Here is a 20,546-nt window from a genome sequence, read left to right on the forward strand (position 1 = left end):
AGCGCCGATCAGCCTAAACGGTCACGAGGCGGGTCGACCGCCGGACCAGGCGTAGCTCACGCGCCGCGAGGCCGAGGATCCCGGCCGCCGCCGCGAGCACGTAGACGTTGCCGAGGACCGACCAGCCCAGGCCCCAGCCGAACTCCTGGTCGCCGCCGTTGGGCACCAGCATCACGATCTGCGAGGCGAAGAGCAGCGCAACCGCCGCCGCGGCCCACCAGCGGGCCTTCACCACGAGGAGCGTGAGCAAGGGCACGCACCAGACCCAGTGGTGCGACCACGACACGGGAGAGAGCAGCAGCCCGTAGAACGCCGTCACGAGCAACGCGGCCGCGTCTTCCCCGCGCCGGTGCAGCCGCACGACCAGCCACACCGCGGGCACGGCCAGCACCGCCGCCACGCCGACCGCCACCGCCAGCGACCAGGACGAGAGGTGCGTGGCCCGGTTGACCAGCCCGTTGAGCGACTGGTTGAAGATCCAGTGCACCGACCCGACCCGGCTCGGGTCGGTCGCCGAATCCCGCCAGAACCGCGCCGCGTCCACCGGGATGACCGCGAACATCACCGCTTCGAGCGCCACGAACGTGCCCAGGGCCCGCAGCCCGTCCTTCCACCGGCCCGTGAAGAACAGGTGCGGCACGAAGATCAGCGGGGTCAGCTTGATCGCCGCCGCCACGCCGATCAGCACGCCCGCCCAGCGCGACCCGCGCGCCGACAGCACCAGGACGTCGAGCACCACGAACGCCATCAGTATCAAGTTGATCTGGCCCAGGAACAGCGTCTTCCACACCGGTTCCAGCGCCAGCGCGATGGCCGTTCCCGCCGGCAGCGCCCACCGGCTTCTTCCCAGAAGCGACGGGCCCCCCGGCGACGACGAAACCACCGTGACGACGACCATAAGACCGACCACCGACAAAAACGCGATCACGCCCCACACGAGGCCCGATGGCACGAGCGCGAGCGGCAGGAACAGCGGCGCGGCGGCCGGGGTGTAGGTGAACGGCAGCCGCACCCAGTCGGGCAGCGCGGTCAGCACGTCCCGCGTGTACAGCGGATCGCCGTGCAGCAGCGTCAGAGCCCCGGCGCGGTAGACGGCGCTGTCCGCGCCCAGGTGCCACCCGGCCAGCCAGACGACCACGCCCAGAGCCAGCACCAGGAGCGCGAGGACCCCCGCGAGCACCCGGCCGGTGCGGGCCTCAGACGCCGGACGCGACGTCGACATGCTCGTCCGCGACGACCTTCTTGCGCGCCCGCCGCTGCAGGCCCCAGCGCAGGACGAGCGCCACGGCGAGCACCACCGGCATCAGGATGTAGGCGTCCCCCAGGATGTTCTGCCAGACCGTCCAGTGCAGTTCGACGTTGCGGCCGTTCGGCAGGATCAGCAGCACGCAGCTGAGGAACACGAACGCCGCGAGGAACGTCCCGACCCAGCGCTTCCACGCCGTCTTCGGGGTGGTCTTCGGCAGCCGCGAGACCAGCAGCACGATCAGCGGGATGACCCACACCCAGTGGTGGGTCCACGAAATCGGCGAGATCAGCAGCGTCCAGAACGCCGTGACGAGCAGCGCCGCAAGCGCTTGCCCCTTGCGGTGGAACCGCATGAGCAGCCACAGCGCCGGGATGGCGAGCAGGGCGCCGATGCCCATCGCCGCCTTCGACGCCCACGGCGCGAGGTCGGTGGCCCGGTTCATCAGCGCGTTCAGCGACTGGTTGCCCGCCCAGTGCACCGGCCCGATCCGGCCGGTGTCCGGCAGCGTGACGGTCCAGTACTTGGCCGCGTCGTGCGCGTTGATCAGGAACATCAAGCCCTGGAGCAGCACGAACGTCGCGAACCCGCGGATCGCGTCCATCCGCCGCCCGGTGACGAACAGGTGCCCGAGGAAGACCAGCGGCGTGAGCTTGATCGCCGCCGCGATCCCGACCAGCACGCCGCCCCAGCGGCTGCCGCGGGCGCCGATGACCAGCATGTCGAGCAGGATCATGGCCATCAGGATCAGGTTGATCTGGCCGAGGAAGATCGTCCGCCACACCGGCTCGAGGCCGAGGAAGACCAGGAAGAACACGATGGTCGAGCGGGCGGGCGAGGCCCACCAGCGCGGCCCGTCGGAGGCCGGGCGGGGCAGGGCGCCGATCGCGATCCGGATCGACAGCGCCATCGCCGCCAGCGAGACAGCGGTGATCAGGCCCCACGAAATCTGCGTCGGGAAGGCCGCGAGCGGGACGAAGATCAGCGCCGCCGTCGGCGGGTAGGTGAACGGCAGCAGCGCCCACCACGGTTCGTTCGGCAGCGTGTTCGCGTCGTAGAGGGAGTCGCCGTGCAGCAGGGTCAGCGCGCCCGCCCGGTAGACCGCGCTGTCCACGCCGAGCACCCAGTCGTGCTGCCAGCCGTAGATGCCGTACCCGATCGCGACCAGCGGGATCACGGCCAGGATCAGGATCGACCGCGGGCGGACGGACAGGCGGGCGAGGGACTTCCGCAGGGCCAGCCGGTGCTGGGATCTGGCCACGACTTCGCCGTCGACGTCGGAGGGTACGGTCCTGGTCACCTCATCAGGAAATCATGACCGGCCCGGTCCAGGTCAGCGAGGTCCGGGCGGAAGCGGACTTTTCGGGCGTTCTACGCTCGCGCGAGCTGGGCCAGCAGGTCGCACGCGAGCTCGTGGGTGGCGGGCAGCCGCACCGCGGACACCCGGGGCTGACCCGCCTCCGCCAGCTGCGCGTCCACCGACAGCCGCTCGTTCAGCGCCCGCCGCAGCGCGACCCCGTGCGAACCGACCCGCTCGTCCTTCGGGACCAGCGCGGCGACGACGGACGGCCCGAGCGAAGCGACGCTCTGCCCGGTGTCGAACACCGCCCGCAGCGCGTCCGCGACCAGGATCATCCCGGTCAGCCGCGGGAACCCGGCGACGGCGCTGAGGTCGAGCGAAACGACCAGGAGCACGTGCTCCTCGGCGGCGGGCCGCTCGCGCGCGGCGGCCGCCCGGTAGACCTCGTAGAGCCGCGTGCGCAGGTACGCGGCCGAGGGCAGGCCGGTCAGCGGGTCGGTGACCTCGGTGTGCACGAGCTGGTCGGTGGCGACGTCGGCCCAGGCCAGCGCGGTGGTCCGGAGCAGCCGCGCCGGGGTGGCGTCGACGTCGGGCGAGACGAAGCCGTCGCCGCCGTGGTCGAGAACGGCGTGCAGCGCGGCGAGGTCGGTCAGGGTTTCCGCGAGCCCCGCGCCGGCCGCCGCCCGCGCCCTGGCCAGCCCGGCCAGCGCGGTTTCGGCGGCTTCGACCCGGCCCTTGGCCATCACGGCCGCGCAGACGGCGTCGACCTCGGGCAGGGCCCAGTCGCTGGGGAACCGCCAGCCCGCGGCCAGGCTGGCCGTGCGCCAGCGGGCACGCAACGCGCGCAGGGACCGATCGCGTTCGGCCTGCGCCTTGGGCGGGACGTCACCGGGGCCGGAGCGCGTTGCCGGAACGTCCACTGGCCCCCCATCCCTTTGATCTTGGTCGGTGCGTCACGGTGAGGACGTGCCCCACCGGGCGCCGTGACGCGTACTCGCGAGTTTTGTTAAGAAGCTTTTCCACGGCGTGACCCGGGAGCGGGTGATTTTGCTCCGCCGTCGGAGTCAACACCCCGACCACCGCGTGACGGCCCGGGGCAGGTCAGTCACACTTGTGTCGCGTCCCGGATCGGCCTGTAATGGCAGGTCCTGGCCCTAGCCGACCGAGGAGTGCCGTGTCCACCGTTCCCGCCGATCTCAGCGGAAAGAGTGACGCCGAGCTGATCGCGGAAGTCCGCTCGGGGAAGATCGCGTCGTACGGGGCACTCTACGAACGGCACACCGGCGCGGCCCACAACCTGGCCCGCCAGCTGGCCCGCTCGAGCTCCGAGGCGGACGACCTCGTGTCCGAGGCGTTCGCCAAGGTGCTGGACACGCTGCGTGGCGGCAAGGGCCCGGACACCGCCTTCCGGGCGTACCTGCTGACCGCACTTCGTCACACGGCGTACGACCGCACGCGCAAGGAACGCCGGGTCGACCTCAACGAGGACATGAGCGACGTCGGCGGCGCCGCGGCCGAGGCGCTGACCGTGCCGTTCTCCGACACCGCCGTCGCCGGGCTCGAGCGGACGATGGCCGCGAAGGCGTTCGCCCGGCTGCCCGAACGCTGGCAGGCGGTGCTCTGGCACACCGAGATCGAGCAGCAGAGCCCCGCCGAGGTCGCGCCCCTGCTCGGGCTCACCGCGAACGGCGTCTCCGCGCTCGCCTACCGCGCCCGTGAAGGCCTCCGGCAGGCCTACCTGCAGGTCCACCTGCAGGAGAACGCCGAGGACCGCTGCCGCGCCTGCGCCGACCGGCTGGGTGCCTGGACCCGCGACGGGCTGTCCAAGCGCGAACGGTCCCAGGTCGAGAACCACCTCGACGAGTGCGAGAACTGCCGGGCGCTGGCCGCCGAACTCGCCGACGTCAACGGCGGGTTGCGCGCGATCATCGCCCCGATCGTCCTGGGCGGCGCGGCCCTCGGCTACCTCGCCACCATCGGCGCCGCGAAAGCGAGCGCGGCCACGGCGGCGACCGCCGGTGCGGCCGCCGCCGCGGGTGCGGCCGCCGGGGGCAAGACCGGTGCGGCCGCGGGAGCCGCCGCGGCCGGACCCCGCCAGTTCGCCGGGGTGGCCGCCTCGGGCGCGGCGGTCGTCGCGGCCGTCGTCATCGCGCTCGCCGCCGGCGGCGGGACCCAGGACGTCCCGGTCGCGGCGCAGGTGCCGCCGCCGGCCGTCCAGCCCGTCCAGCCGCCCGCGCCGAAGCCCCAGCCGCCGGCTCCCCCCGCGCCGCCGCAGCCGCCGCAGCCGCCGGCCCCACCGGCCCCGCCGGCCCCGCCCGAGGCGCCCCCGGTCGAGCCCGCGCCGGCGCCCGTCGAGCCGCCCGCACCCGCGCCGCCGCCCCCGGCGCCCCCCGCGCCGGCCCCGCCGTCGATGTCGGCGACGACCCCGCCGGACGGTCTCGAGCTGAGCCCCGGCTCCGCGACGAACCTGCCGATCACCGTGCGCAACGACGGCGGCAGCGTGTCCGACCCGGTGGCCGTCGCGCTGAACCTCCCGCCGGGCGTGCACGCGGTCGACGCCGCGGGCGGCGGCGCGCCGATGGCGTTCGCGCAGGGCGGCGCCCCGATCTCGGTCAACTGCCCGGGCGGCGACGGCACGATCGTCTGCAAGACCGGCAGCGGCCTCCAGCCCGGCCAGAGCGCCACGCTGAACTTCCGGCTCAAGGCCGACGAGGACGCCGTGGGCGGCACGGTCACCGGGTCCGTCACCGCGGGCGTGCAGGTCAACGTCCAGGTGAGCGTCAAGGTCACCGTGAAGCAGCCGCCGGACGGCGTGGTCCTGGAAGCGCAGGGCGACGGGCTTTCGGCGTTCCCGTGGACCCGCAACCCGCTGGTCTACGTGCGGGTCCGCAACACCGGCGAGACGACCAAGCCGGTCACGGTCACCTTCGACCACCCGCTCTGGCAGTGGTGGAGCCTGCGCGGCTTCCCGTGCACGCCGTCCGGCGAAGGCGCGACCTGCACGACGAACAGCGCGGTGGCCCCCGGCCAGCACGTCAACCTGTGGGTGCGGCTGAAGGGCCGTCCCGACGACGGGCGCGTGACGATCACCGCGAAGCTCGGCAAGGCGTCCGCGCAGCCGGTGACCGTCGACTTCGGCTGCTGGCACCACTGGTGCGGCAAGGACCCGCTGCCGACCACTACCACGGCACCGCCCTCGTCGACGACCCCGACGAAGCCGTCGAAGCCGACTCCGTCCAAGCCGTCGTCGACCCCGCCGACGACGACCGAGACCGAGCCGACGACCGAGCCCCCAGCGTCGACGACCACGACCAGCGCGCCGCCGCGGCCGGGCACGAACCCGGGCCCGAAGCAGCCGACCGTCACCCCCGAGAAGGGTTTCGGCTGGCTGACGGGGTAGCGTCCGCGCGGTGCGCGAGCTGCTGAAGAAGCATCGCGAGCTCCTCCGCTTCGCCGTCGTCGGCGGGATCAGCTTCGTGATCACGATGTCCGTCAACTACGGCTTGAAGTTCACCGTGCTGCGGACCCACCCGGTGACGGCGCTGATCCTCGGCGTCCTGGTCGCGACGATCTTTTCCTACGTCGCCAACCGCGAGTGGTCCTTCCGCACCCGCGGCGGCCGCGAGCGGGCGCACGAAGCGGCGTTGTTCTTCCTGTTCAGCGGCATCGCGCTGGGCCTGAACGCGCTGCCGCAGTGGTTCTCGCGGTACGTACTGGACCTGCAGGCGCCGCGGCTGTCTCCGTTCGGCGTAGAGGTGGCCGACTTCGTCAGCGGAATCGTCATCGGGACGCTCCTGGGGACGGTGTTCCGCTGGTGGGCGTTCAAGAAGTGGGTGTTCCCGGCCGAGGACGCGCGGTTCGCCGAGGTCACGGAGGATCCGGACATTCAGGACCGGAAAGCCGCCTGAGCCACAGGTCATCGCGGTGTGCTCCTAGACTGCGTGGTGTGACCGTTGTGGAAACCGTGCTCAAGCGCACGCCGGAACCACTGCGTTCGGTGCTGATCAAGCACCGGGAGCTGCTGAAGTTCGCGATCGTGGGCGGCACGACGTTCCTGGTCGACAACGGGGTCTGGTACCTGCTCAAGCTGACGGTGCTGGAGCCGAAACCGACCACCGCGAAGGCGATCGCGATCATCGTCGCGACGATCGTGTCGTACATCCTCAACCGCGAGTGGTCCTTCCGCACCCGCGGCGGCCGCGAACGCCACCACGAAGCGGCGCTGTTCTTCGTGATCAGCGGGATCGCGGTCGTGGTGAACCTGATCCCGCTGTACGTGTCGAGGTACGTGCTCCACCTGGAGATGCCCCACGTGACGCGGCTGGTGCAGGAGGTCGCGGACTTCGCGAGCGGCTCGATCATCGGCATGCTGCTCGCGATGTTCTTCCGGTTCTGGGGCTTCAAGAAGTGGGTGTTCCCGGACGAGCTCGGCGAGCGGCGGCGGGACAGCGACGTCACGCGGATCCGCTAGCGCCGAGCGCTTGCGCGAGCTGGTCGCACGGGTGCGCACGAGGACGGCTTCGACCTCCAGGCACCGGATGAAGTCGGCACCGCCGCCGGCTTCGCGGCCTGGCTGGCCAGGCTGAACGTCGAGGCCTGCACCTACCGCTGGATCATCGAAGGCGAGCGAGGTGCTCGGCGGGATCGCGCTGCGGCACGGCTTCGACGACTTCATCCGGCGGTACGGCCACATCGGCTACGGCATCCGGCCGTCCGCGCGCGGAGGCGGGGTGGCGAGCTGGGCGCTGGGCCGGATCCTGGACGAAGCGCGCGCCCTGGGCATGTCCCGCGTCCTGCTGGTCTGCGCGGCGGACAACGTCGCCAGGTCCGCCGGTACTGGATCGAAAACTCCTTGTCTTCTGACATGTAGTTGTCTACAGTCATCTTCATCAGTGTTCCTTCGTGAGGACGCCGTCCGGGTTCGGCCGGGCGAGCGGGACGATTCGAGGTGGTTTCCGAGCGCGAAGAGGTCGCACCCGCCCAGCGGGTGACGATGGAGCCTTTTCCCGACTCGACGGGGCGCGTTTTCCCGCGCGTCCGCACCTCTCGTCCCTTCTGACGAAACAAGGACATCCTCTTGCACACCATCGCGCCTCAGCGCGTCCGAAAAACGGCTCTCGCCGGTCTGTTCCTGCCCGTTTTCCTCGCGATGCTCGACGCACAGGCCGTCGCCACCGCGCTGCCCCGGATTTCCGCCGAATTCGGCGGAACCGGCGCCTACGCCTGGGTCACCACCGCCTACCTGCTCGCCGGCAGCGTCACCGCTCCCCTCTACGGGAAGCTCGGTGACGTCCACGGGCGCAAACGTGTGCTCCTGGGCGCGCTCGCCCTCTTCCTGCTCGGTTCGCTCGCCTGCGCACTGGCGCCGTCGGCCGCGGTGCTCGTTGCCGGGCGGGTCGTGCAGGGGGCAGGCTCCGGGGGCCTGTTCGTGTCCGTCGGCGCCGCGCTCGGCGAACTGTTCACCCCGCGCGAAGGCGCGAAGTACTTCGGGTGGTTCTCGATCTGCTTCGCCGTCGCCTCCCTCGCCGGGCCGGTCGCCGGCGGCTTCCTGACCGGGCTCGCCGGGTGGCGGTGGATCTTCCTCGTCAACCTGCCGCTCGGGCTGGCCGCCGCGGCCTGCCTCAACGCCCTCGAACTGCCGCGACGGCGGAGAGACGCGCCGTTCGACTTCGCCGGCGTCGTCCTCCTCGGCGTCGCGATCACCGGATTCACCCTGCTGACGCCGTGGTCGGTCGCGGCGGGGGCAGCCGCGGCCGTCGCGTTCGTGCTGGTCGAACGCCGGGCCGAAGCGCCCGTGCTCCCGCTCCGGCTCTTCACCGACCGGACCTTCACCGTGTCCGTGCTGCTCAGCGTGCTCGCCGGGTTCTCGTTCCTCGGCTCGGTCAACTACATCGCCGGCTACCTGCAGGCCGACGCCGGTCCGGCGGAGGGCGGACTCTTGCTCGTCCCGATGACGCTCGCCGTCGCGCTTTCCTCCGTCGTCGCGAGCAAGATCATCGCCCGCACCGGAGCCTACCGGTGGGCACCTCGGCTCAGCATGGCGCTCGGCCTGCTCGCGGTGCTCGGCTTGACGACGCTGCGCGGGCTTCCGGAAGTCCTGGCCTGCCTGGTGGTCTTCGGCCTCGCCGCGGGCCTCAACCTCCAGGTGCTCGCCCTGGCCACGCAGAACACCGCGCCGCCCGGGGATCGCGGCGCGGTCGCCGCCGCGATCAACCTCGCCCGCGCGCTCGGCTCGGCCCTCGGGCCGGTCGCGCTCGGCTTCGCGTACCACGCGGGTGCCCACGGCGTTTTCCTCGCTCTGCTGCCCGTTCTCGCGCTCGCCCTCGTCACGGCGTTCGCACTCCCCCACGTCCCGCTCCACCGCTAGGAGAACCAAGATGATCTTCGTCATCGGCGCCACCGGCAAGGTCGGCCGCGCCCTCGTCCCCGCCCTCCTCGACGCCGGCGCCGCCGTCCGCGCCCTGACCCGCGACCCGGCGAAAGCCCGGATCGACCCGCGCGCCGAAGCCGTCCAGGGCGACCTGGACACCGCGGACCTGCCCGCGCTGCTCGACGGCTCGGACCGCGTGTTCGTGCTGACGCAGGGACACAGCGCCGACCGGGAAGCGGCGGTCGCGCGGGCCGCCGCCCAGGCTGGCGCCACCCACCTGGTCAAGCTGTCCACCACCGGTGTCCACTTCGGACAGACGGATCCGATCACGCGCGCCCACGCCGAAGCCGAGCAGGCGATCCGCGAAGCCGGGCCGTCCTGGACGATCCTGCGGCCCGGCGCCTTCATGGACAACCGGTTCGCCTGGCTCGGCTCGATCCGCGACGAGAACGCCGTGTACGTCCCCGAAGGCGACCCGGCGTCCGCGCTGGTCCACGTCCGGGACATCGCCGCGGTCGCGGCGCTCGCCCTCACGACGCCGGGCCACGAAGGCGCGACGTACGAACTCACCGGCGGCGAAGCCCTCACCACCCGGGAACAGGTCGCGGTCCTTTCCGACGCTTTCGGTCGCCCGATCGAATACGTCGAAGAACCGCACGCCGCGGCCCGCGAGCGGATGCGGCGCCAGTTCGGCTGGCCCGCCGAAGCCGTCGACGGTTTCTTCGCGCTCAAGCGGGAGTCCGCCGAGCACGAACACGTCGTTTTCGACACCGTGGAACGCGTGCTCGGCAGGCCGCCGCTGAACTTCGCGAAATGGGCACGTGAGAACGCGGCCGCATTCGCATACCATTACGGGGGGTGACGGCGGGGAGGTGACGGGATGGGTCTGCGCGTCCTGGTCGTGGACGATCATCCCCTGTTCCGGTTCGGCGTGGCGACGCTGCTGGGGAACGAACCGGGCATCGAGGTCGTCGGCGAGGCCGCCAGCGGCGCGAACGCGGTCGACGCCGCCGCCGCGCTGCGCCCGGACGTCGTCGTCATGGACCTGCACCTGCCCGACCTCTCCGGGATCCAGGCGGCCCGGCACATCGTGACGGCCAACCCGGACACCGGCGTGCTGATGCTGACGATGGCCGACGAAAGCGAGTCGGTCTTCGCGGCGATGCGCGCCGGTGCCCGCGGCTACCTGCTCAAGGACGCCGAGCCGGACGAGATCATCCGCGCGGTGCAGGCGGTCGCCCGGCGCGAAGCCATCTTCGGGCCCGACATCGCCAACCGCGTGCTCGGCTTCTTCAACCAGCCCGCGCCGGCCAGCGAGCCGGTGTTCCCCGAACTGACTGCGCGCGAGCGCGAGGTGCTGGAGCTGATCGCGGCCGGCCACAGCAACGGCGTCATCGCGAACACGCTGTGCCTGAGCCCCAAGACGGTCCGCAACCACATCTCGAACGTCTTCGCCAAGCTGCACGTCACCGACCGCGCCGAGGCGATCGTCCGGGCCAGGGACGCGGGCCTCGGCCGGTCCTGACGGGCAGCCTCCCGGGCAACATCGGGACGCCGGTCCCATGCGCCCGGGACACCTCTACGGGCACTGTGGTGACGTGGGGGGTGGACCCCCTCGCACCGTTCGAGGGGAATGGGTGACGATGTTCGAATCCGACAGGACTCCGGTGGTGGTCCGCGCCACCGATCCGATCCTGCACAACGGCGTCTGCGTGGCGCTGCGTTCGCGTGACGAAGTCCGGGTGGTCGACGGGGACTCGGCCGGCCCCGCCGTGGTCGCGCTGCTGGTCGCCGACCGGCTCGACGAGACGATGACGCAACTGCTGTCCGCGTTGCACCACCAGGGCTTCACCCGCATCGTGCTGATCGCGGGCGAAGTCGACGACAACGAGGTCCTCAACGCCGTCGAGCACGGCGTCTGCGCGGTCGCCCGCCGCGCCGACGCCGGGCCGGAGGTGCTCGTGCGGCTGATCAAGGCGGCCGCGGCGGGCGAGGGCGCGCTGCCGCCCGACCTGCTCGGCCGGCTGCTCAACCGGGTTTCCCGCCTGCAGCGCCAGGTGCTGCAGCCGCGAGGCCTGCACATGGGCGGGATGAGCAACCGGGAGACGGAGGTGCTCCGGCTCGTCGCGGCGGGGTATTCGACGCAGGAGATCGCCGACCAGCTGTGCTACTCGCAGCGCACGGTGAAGAGCATCCTGCACGACGTGACCAACCGGTTCCAGCTGCGCAACCGCTCGCACGCGGTGGCGTACGCGTTGCGTGAAGGACTGATCTAGCGCGGGACGCGTTCGGCGGGCCAGCGGACTTCCGGGACGTCGCTGGGCCGCGGCACCTTGAGGAAGAGGCTGAAGACGGCCGGGCGGCGGTTGGACAGCTCCAGCCGCCCGCCGTCGGCCTCGATCAGCGCGCGGGCCAGTGCCAGGCCGACGCCGGTGGAGCCGCCGCCGGAGAAGCCGCGTTCGAAGATGTGCGGGGCGAGCTCGTCGGGCACGCCGGAGCCGGTGTCGCTCACCTCGATCACCACCGTGCCCTCGGCGTCGCCGCGGCGGGCGACCAGCGTGACCGTGCCCGAGCCGTGGCGCAGCGCGTTGTCGAGCAGGACCCCGATGACTTCGCGCAGCCGGCCGGGCGTGGCCCGCGCCATCAGCCCGTCGGCCACGCGCGTCCGGAGGTTGCGGCCTTCCGCGCGAAGCAGCTCGCGCCACTCCTGGGCCATCTCGGGCAGTTGCGTGGGCAGGTCCACCGGTTCCGCGCCGACCTCGCGGGCCGCGCGCGCCGCCGCCAGCAGCTCGTCCAGCGCCTCCGCGAGCCGGTCGGCCTGTTCCTGGGCGGCTTTCGACTCGTCGGCCACCTCGTCGTCCGGGTGCACGGTGAGCGGTTCCAGCCGCAGCTGCAACGCCGTCAGGCGGCTGCGCAGCTGGTGCGAGACGTCGCCGACGAGCTGGCGTTCCCGCTGCACGAGCTGGGCGAGCGCGGTCCCGGACGCGTCCAGCGCTTCGGCGACCATGTCGAGCTCGCCGACGCCGTAGCGGCTCGGGTCGGGCCGGAAGTCGCCGCCGCCGAGGCGGGCCGCGCGTTCGGCGACGTGCCGCAACGGCTTCGCGAGCCGCCGGGCCGTCACCAGCGCCACCACCGCGCCGGTCCCGATCGACAGCAGCACCAGCAGGACGACGACGAGCGTGACCGTCGTCTGCCGTTCGTGCATCGGCCCGGCGGGGACGGCGATCTCCACCTTGCCGTCGCGGGCGAGGTCGGCCGTCTCGGTGACGGTGTCGCTGCCCGGGTCGCTGCCGTAGCGCTTCTCGATCTGGCCGCTCGCGCGGACGGTGAGCAGCCCGTTCGCCGGGACCGCCGCCCGCACCTGGTCGAGGTCGATCTCCTGGCCGTTGGCGATCTCGGTGTCGAGGATCGCCGCCGCCGCGCGGGCGTTCTCGGCCAGCGTCTCGCGGTAGCTCGACTCGATCTGCCAGCTCGCCACGATGCCCAGGGGGATGCCGAGGACCGCCGCGGTGACGGCGACCGCGAGCAGGATGGCCAGGAGGATGCGGCGGCGCACGGCTTATTCGGCGTTGAACCGGAAGCCGACGCCGCGGACGGTCGCGATCCGCCGTTCGCCGTCGTGGGCCTTGCTGGTGCGGCCCGCGGCGTCGTCGGCGGCGATGGCGAGCTTCCGCCGCAGCCACGACATGTGCATGTCGAGGGTCTTGGACGTCTTCGACTCGAGGTCGTTCCAGACCTCGGCGAGAATCTCGTCGCGGCTGACGACCTGCCCGGCACGGCTCATGAGCACGCGCAGCAGCTCGAACTCCTTGTTCGCCAGCTGCACCTCGTGCAGGTCGACGGTGACCAGCCGGGCGCCGACGTCCATCCGCACCCCGCCCGCCTCGAGCACCTCGGGCACCCGGCGGCGCAGCAGCGCGCGGATCCGGGCCAGCAGCTCGGCGAGCCGGAACGGTTTCGCGACGTAGTCGTCGGCCCCCGCGTCCAGGCCGACGACGAAGTCGACCTCGTCGGTGCGGGCGGTGAGCATCAGGACGGGCAGCTCGGTGCCGTTGGCGCGCAGCCGGCGGCACACCTCCAAGCCGTCCATCCCGGGCAGGCCGAGGTCCAGCACGAGCAGGTCGACGCGCTGGGCGGCGGTGGCGTCGAGGACCGAAGGGCCGTCGGTGACGACGTGGATCTCGTATCCCTCGCGTTCGAGGGCGCGGGAGAGCGGTTCGGCGATGGCCGGATCGTCTTCGGCAAGTAGGACCATGCTCACCTGGTCAACTCTACGGCGCGGGGGCGTGAAACCATCGTGACCGTGCCTGGCTACGGAGATGATCTGGCCCTCGCCACCCGGCTGGCTGACGCCGCCGACGCGATCACGACGGCGCGGTTCCGCGCCCTGGACCTCGCGGTGTCGCGCAAACCCGACCGCACCCCGGTGACCGACGCGGACACCGCGGTCGAGGACGCGATCCGCGACCTGCTGGCGGCGGAACGCCCGGCCGACGCGGTGCTCGGCGAGGAGCGCGGCGGCTCCGCGGCGACCGGCCGCGCGTGGGTGCTCGACCCGATCGACGGCACCAAGAACTTCCTCCGCGGAGTACCCGTCTGGGCGACGCTGATCGCGCTCGTCGAAGACGGCGACCCGGTGGTCGGCATGATCAGCGCGCCCCTGCTCGGCCGCCGCTGGTGGGCGGCCACGGGGTCCGGCGCGTTCTCGTCGGACACCGCGGGCACCCGCCGGCTGTCGGTTTCCCGGGTTTCGTCCCTTTCGGACGCTTATCTGTCCACTACGGACTTGAACTCGTGGGTCGAGTACCACTCCCGCGAGAAGTACCTGGACCTGGTGAACGCGTGCTGGGAGTCCCGCGCGTTCGGCGACTTCTGGTCGCACGTCCTAGTCGCCGAGGGCGCGCTGGACGTCGCGGCGGAGTGCATCGTGAACCCGTGGGACGTCGCCGCGGCGCAGGTGATCGTCACCGAGGCGGGCGGCCGCTTCAGCGACCTCGACGGCGTCGGGCGCTACGACAACGGGAGCGCCCTGTCGACCAACGGCCTCCTGCACGACGAGGCACTGGCGACCCTCAAGCGCTGACGCTCGTGAGTGTTCAGTCGGGTTCTAACCCGACTGAACACTCACGAGCCGGGGAGCAGGCCGACCGCGCCGCGGGCCACCTGGGCCCAGGCCAGCCTGCCGAAGAGGTAGTGGCACGCGACCTGTTCGCTGGTGAACCGCGCCCAGTCGTAGCGGTTGCCCTGCTCCCGCCAGAACACCTCCCACGCCTCGTCCTCGCCCTGCATCAGGCACCACGCGTTGTCGACTTCGGCGCCGAGCGAAACGACCTCCGGCGGCACGCCCAGCACGCCGAGCCAGCGCTGGATCGACTGGGTGTTCATCAATCCTCTTCCCCCTTGGCCTCGGCGAGGTAGCCGAGGGTCACGAGTTCGTCCGCGGCCAGCAGGGCACGGTACCGGGTACCCCCGCCGACCTGCCCGAACCAGTTCGCCGTTTCCGAGCGCCACATCGGCACCGCGCGCACCACGACGTACCGGCGGTACTCGGCGTCCAGCATCCCGGGCGGCAGCGAGCGTTCCGCGAACGGCGTGCCGTCGGCGAAGAACACGCGCCCGTACGCCGGGCCGAAGCGGTCGAGCACGGTGTTCATCGGGACCATCACCGGCTCGCCGTGGTCGACACTGCCCTCCGGGTAGTGGTCGCCCGGCGGCCACGCGTATTCGGGCCCGAGGTCGCTGTGCCCGACGACGAACCGGCGGATCCACACCGCCTGCGTCGCGTGGGCGTAGGGCACGTAGCCCTCGGTCAGGTGCCGCGGCACCGGCCGCGACCGGGCGGTCGGCGACCGGCGGAAGCCCGCGGTCACGTTGGTGAGCGCCTGGTCGTCGAAGATCAGCCGGGCGTCCGGGTGGTCGTTGGGGCCGAAGCCCTCCGGGTCGTCGTCCGGCAAGGGCAGCTGCCGCGCCGGCTTGTCCATGGCGATCGGCAGGTGCCCGATCGGGAACATGTGCACCAGGAACAACGCGACAACGCTTTCCCGCTCGGTGCGCGGCGAACCCAGCGGCGGCACCGGCGCCGGCGAAACCGGCGCGGGAGCGAGCGGCGCCGGCGAGACCGGGGGCGGCGGGGCCGCGGGCATCGGCGGGGCCGGGGGCAGCGGGAACGGCGGCAGCAGCGGCGACACGGCGTGCGGCCACGCCGCCGGACTGCCCGAAGGCGGCGTCGGGGCGTCCTCGGGCAGCCCAGGCAGTCGCACCGGCCCCGTGTCGAGGTCGTCCCCGCCCGCCTCGGAAGGCTCCGTCACCCACATCCTCCGGCTCGGTAGTGCACAGTGGTCCGCGTCAGCTGAGCGCGTTGACCACGCGGGACGGGCTCGGGCGGCCGAGCTGCCCCGCCATCCAGGAACTGGCCGCCACCAGCACGTCGAGGTCGACACCGGTTTCCACGCCGAGGCCGTTCAACATCCACACGAGATCTTCGGTCGCCAGGTTCCCGGTGGCCGACTCGGCGTACGGGCAGCCGCCCAGCCCGCCCGCCGAAGAGTCCACAGTCGACACTCCACATCGGAGCGCCGCCAGCGTGTTCGCGAGAGCCTGACCGTAGGTGTCGTGGAAGTGCACGGCCAAAGTACCGACATCGCCGAACAGCCCGATCAGGTTTTCGACCTGGCCCGCCGTCGCGACGCCGATGGTGTCGCCCAGCGACAGCTGCGAGCACCCCATGTCCAGCAGGCGGCGGCCGGCGTCGGCGACCTGCTTCGCCGGCACGACGCCCTCCCACGGGTCGCCGAAGCACATCGAGAGGTACCCGCGCACGTCCAGCCCGGCTTCCCTGGCCCGCGTGACGACCGGCTCGAACATCGCGAACTGCTCGTCCAGCGACGAGTTGAGGTTCTTGCGTGCGAACGTCTCCGTCGCGCTGGCGAAGATCGCGATGTGCTCGACACCGGCTTCGAGCGCCCGGTTCAGACCTTTTTCGTTCGGCACGAGCACCGGGTACCGGACGCCTTCGCGGCGGTCGAGCCCGGCCAGCAGCTGCTCGGCGTCGGCGAGCTGCGGCACCCACTTGGGGTGCACGAAGCTGGTCGCCTCCAGCGTGGTCAGCCCGGCACCGGCGAGCCGGTCGAGGAACTCCAGCTTGACCTCGACGGGAACGATCGTCTTTTCGTTCTGCAGCCCGTCCCGCGGGCCGACCTCCCAGATCGTGACCCGCTCCGGCAGCTCGCCCGCCGCGGGCACCCGCTCGGGCAGGCCCAGTTCACGCGTGCCCATCAGCGACGTCGCTCGCCGCGGGGCGGGTGCCCGTCACCCGGTGGCGGCAGCGGCGTGGTCTGCTGCGCGCCCGGCCGGTAGTCGTCGTACGGGTTGTCGTTGACCTCGCGGTAGATGACCGTGTGCACCTTCTCCACGTGCGGGATGTCCTCGAACCGCAGCGGCTCGTCCGACGCGGACTCGATGATCAGCGTGCCGCAGCCGAACACCCGGTCCAGCAGGCCGTGCTCGAACTGGACGCTGTTGATGCGGCCCATCGGGATGTCGATGCCGGTGCGCTTGAGCACGCCTTCGCGCGCGATGAGGCGGTCCGTCGTCACGATGAAGTGGGTGGTCCGCCAGCGCACCAGCGGAGCCAGGAACAGCCACACGATCAGCACCAGCGCGACGACCGCGATGGCGATCAGCCCGACCGTGTTCCACGGCGACCCGGCGTCCTTCGCGAGGATCGCGAGCCAGATGCCGGCGCCCAGGGTGACCAGGAACGCGAGCGTCGGGAAGATCAGCATCTTGAAGTGCGGGTGACTGTGCACCACGACGTGCTCTTGCTCGCTGAGCAATTCGTCCGGATAAGCCACGGCGGACGCTCCCAAGGTCGGTGCGGCGGTGTCGTCTCACCGTACCGGCGAGACGCTCGGCCGGTGCGTGCAACGCCCCGAGAAGTCAGGCCGGGCGGACGTGCACCACGTCACCCGCGAACACGGTGTGCCGCTGCCCGCCCGCCATGTCGACCTGCAGCTGCCCGGCGGCGTCGATGTCGGCCGCGCGCCCGGTCAGCGACGTCCCGTCCGGCAGCTGGACCTCGACGTCCTGGCCGAGGGTCGCGCAGTGGGCGCGGTAGTCGCCGAGCAGCCCGGCTTCGGTGAGGTCGCCGCCGGCCAGCCGCCACCGCTCTTCCAGACCGGCGAACCCGGTGAGCAGCGCGATGGCGACGTCGGTGCGGTCGGTGGTGGTGGCCCCCTGCTCGGCGAGCGACGTCGCGGGCAGCCCGCCGGGCCCCGGCGTGACGTCGCCGAGCGGCAGGACGTTGAGGCCGATGCCGAGCACGATGGACGGCTCGGGGCCGGCGACGGCTTCGGCGAGGATGCCGGCGCACTTGGCGCCGTTGACGAGGACGTCGTTGGGCCACTTCAGCACGGCGTCGACCCCGACGGACGCGGCGGCCTCGCGCACGGCGAGCCCGGCGACGATGGAGAGCGAGCCGAGGGCGGCGAACGGCACGCCCGGCCGGAGCGCGATGCTCAGGTACAGCCCGGCACCCTTCGGCGAGCTCCACGGCCGCGCCCGGCGCCCGACCCCCGCCGTCTGCTCTTCGGCGAGCAGAACGGTCCGGTCCGGAGCGCCTTCTTCGACCGCTTTCCGCAGGTCGGCATTGGTGGAACCGGTTCGCTCGACGACGTCGATCTTCGCGTACCGATCTTGGAGCGCGTCTCGCAACCGGACGACATCGATCTCAGCCATGTGCCCACCATATGGGAGTCCCCCTAACGTGCAAGCTACTCAGTCGTTCACTTAGAGGTGCGCTCTTCTAAGTTGGACCCCGTGACGACGAAGCCGAGTTCCTGGGCCCGTGGGGCAGCCCTGCGCGGCCTGGTCGCCCTGCCCCTCGTCGCGGGACTGGTGACGGCGGGCTGGCTGCTGGCCGACCGCTCGCCGGAACCCGCGCCGGCCCCGCTGCCCGTGGCGCGGGACGTGGCTTCGGGCCCGTCGGTCCTCGAGGTCAGCGCACCGGTGAAGGCGCAGGAACCGGGCCAGGGCGCGTCCGGACAGGGTGGCAAGAGTCCGCTGCAGCAGTGGGCCGAGCAGCTGGCCGGTCCCCTCGACATCCCCGCGGACGCCCTGATCGGCTACGCGAACGGCGAGCGCGCGCTGCGGAAGGAAGCCCCGTCCTGCCACCTCTCGTGGGTCACCCTCGCGGGCATGGGCTCGGCGGCGTCCGACCACGGCCGCGCCGGCGGGAGCCTGCTCGGGCTGTCCCCGGCGCAGACGAAGAAGTACGGCGAAGACGCGCCGGCCGCGGCCGGACGGGCGCTCTGCGCGGGCGGCACCGACCTCGGGGCCGGCGCGGGCTGGTGGAAGGCGATCGCGGCCTACCACCCGGGCGGCGACTCGGAGCTGTTCCGCCAGCGGGTCCTCGGCATGGCCCAGCTCTACGCGACGCTGTCGCTGGACCCGGCCGCGGCGAACTCGCCCCGGGTCAAGGCGACCCGCTTCGCACTCGGCCAGCTCGGCCTCCCCTACGTCTGGGGCGGCAACGGGCCGGACGCGGGCGCGGCGGGCTTCGACTGCTCCGGCCTGACGAAGGCGTCCTACGACAGCGCGGGCGTGGGCCTGCCGCGGACGGCGGACAGCCAGTTCCGCGCGCTCCCGCCGGTGCCGGCCTCGGAGGAGCCGCGCCTGGGTGACCTCGTGTTCTACGGCAGCCCGGCGACGCGCATCCACCACGTCGGCCTGTACCTGGGCAACGGCCTGATGATCAACGCGCCGACCGAGGGCCAGGCCATCCAGATCCACACGTACCACTCGAAGGGCGACGACTACGCGGGCGCGGGCCGCCCGGCCTGAGGTCCCGGCGGCACGAGCCCGGACTCGTAGGCGAACACCACCAGCTGCGCGCGGTCGCGGGCCCGCAGCTTGACCATGGCCCGGTTGACGTGCGTCTTCGCGGTGAGCGGGCTGATCACCATCCGCGCGGCGATCTCGTCGTTGGACAGGCCCCGCGCGACCAGGGCGACGGCCTCGCGTTCGCGGTTGGTCAGCTCGGCGAGCCCCTTCCCGGGGGCGGGCGGCTGGGTGACGTACCGGTCGATCAGCTTGCGGGTGATCGACGGCGCCAGCAGGGCGTCACCCCGGGCCGCGACGCGGACGGCATGCAGGAAGTCCTCCGGCCGGATGTCCTTGACGAGGAACCCGGCCGCGCCGGCGCGCAGGGCTTCGAAGACGTACTCGTCCAGGCCGTAGTTGGTCAGGATGACGACGTGCACCGCCGCCAGTGCCGGGTCCGCCGCGATGCGCCGGGTCGCTTCGAGGCCGTCGACGTCGGGCATCCGGACGTCGAGCAGCACGATGTCCGGCAGGTGTTCGCGGGCCAGCGCCACGGCTTCGCGGCCGTCAGCGGCCTCGGCGACCACCTCGACGCCGTCCTCGGCGTCCAGGAGCGCGCGGAAGCCGCTGCGGATGAGCGGCTGGTCGTCGGCCAGCAGGACGCGGATCATGCCGGGTGGTCCACGGGCAGTTCGGCTTCGACGCGAAAGCCGCCTTCGGCGCGTGGCTCGGCTTGGAGCCGACCGCCGAGCGCGGTGACGCGTTCACGCATCCCGAGCAGGCCGACGCCCGGCGCCGGCGCGGCCGCCACCGTCGCCCGGCCGTCGTCGTCGACGCGGATGACGAGCGCGCCGGGCCGGTGGTCGATCCGGACCGACGCGGTGGCCGCGGCGGCGTGCCGGGCGACGTTGGTCAGCGCCTCCTGGACGATCCGGTAGGCGGTCCGGCCCACCGCGGCCGGCACCCCGGCGCCGTCGCCTTCGACCGTCAGCCGCGCGTCCAGCCCCGCGGTCCGGGCCTGGCGCACGAGGTCCGGGACGTCGTCGAGACCGCGCGGCGGGTTCTTGTCGTCGTCGCGCAACGCCCCGAGGGTCGCGCACAGCTCCCGCGCCGCTTCACGGCCGGCGTCCCGGATGGCCAGCAGGGACTCGGGCACGTCCTCGCCGCGCTTGCGGGCCAGGTGGACGGCGACCTCGGCCTGCACCTTGACGACCGAGATCTGGTGGGTGAGCGAGTCGTGCAGCTCCCGCGCGATGTGCAGGCGTTCCTCGTCGGCCCGCCGCCGCGCGGTCTCCTCGCGGGTGCGCTCGGCCTCGTCGGCGCGGCGCTCGGCCTGGCGCAGTGCCTCCCCCGCCGCGCCGGCCGCGATCAGCCACGCCAGCTGAAGGACGTCCCGCGACTGCGTGAAGGCCTGGTTCGCGTCGTGCAGGCCCGAAGCCAGGAGCACGAGCGGGACCGCGGCGAGCATGGCCACCGACGCCACCACCGCGGCGACGCGGTGTCCCGCCCGGACCGCCGCGTACACGGCGAAGAGGTAGGCCACGACGGGCACTTCGAACCCGGCGGCCTGGTGGGCCAGCGCGCACCCCGCGGTCGCCACCAGCACGGCGACCGGCGCCCGGCGGCGCGCGGCCAAGGCCAGCCCGCCCGCGACCAAGGCCGCGTACCCCGGCACCGACGGCGGGTGGTCCGCCGACAGCCCGGCACTCAGCTGGGCCACCGCCACGCCGGCGGCGATCACCCCGTCCACGATCCGCGCGCGGCTCACCCCCGCACCCTAGCCGCGCCGAACTGCCGCCCAGGGAGCATTT

The 20,546-nt window shown here is 72.5% G+C and carries 22 protein-coding genes; 10 read left to right on the forward strand and 12 right to left on the reverse strand.

The window, feature by feature from the left end:
* Nucleotides 1–13: 13 nt before the first annotated feature.
* The 3 genes from SD460_RS01170 to SD460_RS01180 form a co-directional block, all read right to left on the reverse strand.
* Nucleotides 14–1,222, reverse strand: coding sequence for a glycosyltransferase 87 family protein (locus SD460_RS01170; RefSeq protein WP_290059629.1), 1,209 nt, complete (start codon nucleotides 1,220–1,222; stop codon nucleotides 14–16).
* On the reverse strand, nucleotides 1,197–2,546 hold the full coding sequence (locus SD460_RS01175) for a glycosyltransferase 87 family protein (RefSeq protein WP_290059631.1): 1,350 nt from the start codon (nucleotides 2,544–2,546) through the stop codon (nucleotides 1,197–1,199). Before SD460_RS01175 ends, SD460_RS01170 begins: the two co-directional genes overlap by 26 nt.
* A 71-nt stretch (nucleotides 2,547–2,617) precedes the next feature.
* The gene (locus tag SD460_RS01180; RefSeq protein ID WP_290059633.1) at nucleotides 2,618–3,466 is read right to left on the reverse strand and encodes a GGDEF domain-containing protein; all 849 of its coding nucleotides are present in this window, start codon (nucleotides 3,464–3,466) and stop codon (nucleotides 2,618–2,620) included.
* Nucleotides 3,467–3,720: 254 nt separating this feature from the next.
* Here SD460_RS01180 and SD460_RS01185 point away from each other — a divergent pair, with 254 nt between their 5' ends.
* The 8 genes from SD460_RS01185 (at nucleotide 3,721) to SD460_RS01215 (ending at nucleotide 11,192) form a co-directional block, all read left to right on the forward strand.
* On the forward strand, nucleotides 3,721–5,946 hold the full coding sequence (locus SD460_RS01185; protein ID WP_318305837.1) for a sigma-70 family RNA polymerase sigma factor: 2,226 nt from the start codon (nucleotides 3,721–3,723) through the stop codon (nucleotides 5,944–5,946).
* Nucleotides 5,947–5,956: 10 nt separating this feature from the next.
* Nucleotides 5,957–6,454 carry a GtrA family protein gene (locus tag SD460_RS01190; protein WP_290053396.1) on the forward strand — a complete coding sequence of 166 codons (498 nt, stop codon included), beginning with the start codon at nucleotides 5,957–5,959 and terminating at the stop codon, nucleotides 6,452–6,454.
* A gap of 38 nt (nucleotides 6,455–6,492) precedes the next feature.
* Complete coding sequence (locus tag SD460_RS01195) at nucleotides 6,493–7,017, forward strand: GtrA family protein (protein WP_290053399.1); 525 nt, start codon at nucleotides 6,493–6,495, stop codon at nucleotides 7,015–7,017.
* A gap of 160 nt (nucleotides 7,018–7,177) precedes the next feature.
* The gene (locus tag SD460_RS46875; RefSeq protein WP_354670609.1) at nucleotides 7,178–7,537 is read left to right on the forward strand and encodes a GNAT family N-acetyltransferase; all 360 of its coding nucleotides are present in this window, start codon (nucleotides 7,178–7,180) and stop codon (nucleotides 7,535–7,537) included.
* An 86-nt stretch (nucleotides 7,538–7,623) separates the two neighbouring features.
* The gene (locus tag SD460_RS01200) at nucleotides 7,624–8,913 is read left to right on the forward strand and encodes an MFS transporter (protein ID WP_290053400.1); all 1,290 of its coding nucleotides are present in this window, start codon (nucleotides 7,624–7,626) and stop codon (nucleotides 8,911–8,913) included.
* Nucleotides 8,914–8,923: 10 nt separating this feature from the next.
* Nucleotides 8,924–9,778 carry an NAD(P)H-binding protein gene (locus SD460_RS01205; protein WP_290053403.1) on the forward strand — a complete coding sequence of 285 codons (855 nt, stop codon included), beginning with the start codon at nucleotides 8,924–8,926 and terminating at the stop codon, nucleotides 9,776–9,778.
* An 18-nt stretch (nucleotides 9,779–9,796) separates the two neighbouring features.
* Nucleotides 9,797–10,441, forward strand: coding sequence for a response regulator (locus tag SD460_RS01210; RefSeq protein WP_290053406.1), 645 nt, complete (start codon nucleotides 9,797–9,799; stop codon nucleotides 10,439–10,441).
* Nucleotides 10,442–10,559: 118 nt separating this feature from the next.
* Nucleotides 10,560–11,192 carry a response regulator transcription factor gene (locus tag SD460_RS01215; RefSeq protein ID WP_290053537.1) on the forward strand — a complete coding sequence of 211 codons (633 nt, stop codon included), beginning with the start codon at nucleotides 10,560–10,562 and terminating at the stop codon, nucleotides 11,190–11,192.
* On the opposite strand, the gene SD460_RS01220 is transcribed toward SD460_RS01215, so the two are convergent.
* Both SD460_RS01220 and SD460_RS01225 read right to left on the reverse strand, forming a co-directional pair.
* Nucleotides 11,189–12,472, reverse strand: a complete 1,284-nt coding sequence (locus tag SD460_RS01220; protein WP_290053408.1) for a sensor histidine kinase — start codon at nucleotides 12,470–12,472, stop codon at nucleotides 11,189–11,191. The genes SD460_RS01215 and SD460_RS01220 overlap by 4 nt on opposite strands.
* 3 nt (nucleotides 12,473–12,475) lie before the next feature.
* Nucleotides 12,476–13,171 carry a response regulator transcription factor gene (locus SD460_RS01225; RefSeq protein WP_290053539.1) on the reverse strand — a complete coding sequence of 232 codons (696 nt, stop codon included), beginning with the start codon at nucleotides 13,169–13,171 and terminating at the stop codon, nucleotides 12,476–12,478.
* A 42-nt stretch (nucleotides 13,172–13,213) separates the two neighbouring features.
* Between SD460_RS01225 and hisN the strand changes: the two genes are divergently transcribed.
* Nucleotides 13,214–13,999: a histidinol-phosphatase gene (gene hisN / locus SD460_RS01230; RefSeq protein WP_290053411.1), complete on the forward strand. Its 786-nt coding sequence runs from the start codon at nucleotides 13,214–13,216 to the stop codon at nucleotides 13,997–13,999.
* 41 nt (nucleotides 14,000–14,040) lie between these two features.
* Here the strand turns inward: hisN and SD460_RS01235 are convergent, their stop codons facing one another.
* From SD460_RS01235 to SD460_RS01255, 5 genes are all read right to left on the reverse strand, one after another.
* The gene (locus SD460_RS01235; RefSeq protein ID WP_003105220.1) at nucleotides 14,041–14,301 is read right to left on the reverse strand and encodes a hypothetical protein; all 261 of its coding nucleotides are present in this window, start codon (nucleotides 14,299–14,301) and stop codon (nucleotides 14,041–14,043) included.
* The gene (locus tag SD460_RS01240) at nucleotides 14,301–15,224 is read right to left on the reverse strand and encodes a TNT domain-containing protein (RefSeq protein WP_290053414.1); all 924 of its coding nucleotides are present in this window, start codon (nucleotides 15,222–15,224) and stop codon (nucleotides 14,301–14,303) included. The genes SD460_RS01235 and SD460_RS01240 overlap by 1 nt, the downstream gene beginning before the upstream one ends.
* A 37-nt stretch (nucleotides 15,225–15,261) precedes the next feature.
* The gene (locus SD460_RS01245; protein WP_290053417.1) at nucleotides 15,262–16,191 is read right to left on the reverse strand and encodes a hydroxymethylglutaryl-CoA lyase; all 930 of its coding nucleotides are present in this window, start codon (nucleotides 16,189–16,191) and stop codon (nucleotides 15,262–15,264) included.
* Complete coding sequence (locus tag SD460_RS01250) at nucleotides 16,191–16,769, reverse strand: PH domain-containing protein (protein WP_290053419.1); 579 nt, start codon at nucleotides 16,767–16,769, stop codon at nucleotides 16,191–16,193. The genes SD460_RS01245 and SD460_RS01250 overlap by 1 nt, the downstream gene beginning before the upstream one ends.
* Before the next feature lie 85 nt (nucleotides 16,770–16,854).
* Complete coding sequence (locus SD460_RS01255) at nucleotides 16,855–17,652, reverse strand: biotin--[acetyl-CoA-carboxylase] ligase (RefSeq protein ID WP_290053422.1); 798 nt, start codon at nucleotides 17,650–17,652, stop codon at nucleotides 16,855–16,857.
* Nucleotides 17,653–17,733: 81 nt separating this feature from the next.
* Here SD460_RS01255 and SD460_RS01260 point away from each other — a divergent pair, with 81 nt between their 5' ends.
* Nucleotides 17,734–18,756, forward strand: coding sequence for a C40 family peptidase (locus tag SD460_RS01260; protein ID WP_290053425.1), 1,023 nt, complete (start codon nucleotides 17,734–17,736; stop codon nucleotides 18,754–18,756).
* Here the strand turns inward: SD460_RS01260 and SD460_RS01265 are convergent.
* Both SD460_RS01265 and SD460_RS01270 read right to left on the reverse strand, forming a co-directional pair.
* On the reverse strand, nucleotides 18,729–19,406 hold the full coding sequence (locus SD460_RS01265) for a response regulator (protein ID WP_290053426.1): 678 nt from the start codon (nucleotides 19,404–19,406) through the stop codon (nucleotides 18,729–18,731). The genes SD460_RS01260 and SD460_RS01265 overlap by 28 nt on opposite strands.
* Nucleotides 19,403–20,503, reverse strand: a complete 1,101-nt coding sequence (locus SD460_RS01270) for a sensor histidine kinase (RefSeq protein ID WP_290053429.1) — start codon at nucleotides 20,501–20,503, stop codon at nucleotides 19,403–19,405. Before SD460_RS01270 ends, SD460_RS01265 begins: the two co-directional genes overlap by 4 nt.
* Nucleotides 20,504–20,546: the final 43 nt, after the last annotated feature.

This window comes from Amycolatopsis solani, assembly GCF_033441515.1.
GTDB lineage: Bacteria > Actinomycetota > Actinomycetes > Mycobacteriales > Pseudonocardiaceae > Amycolatopsis > Amycolatopsis solani.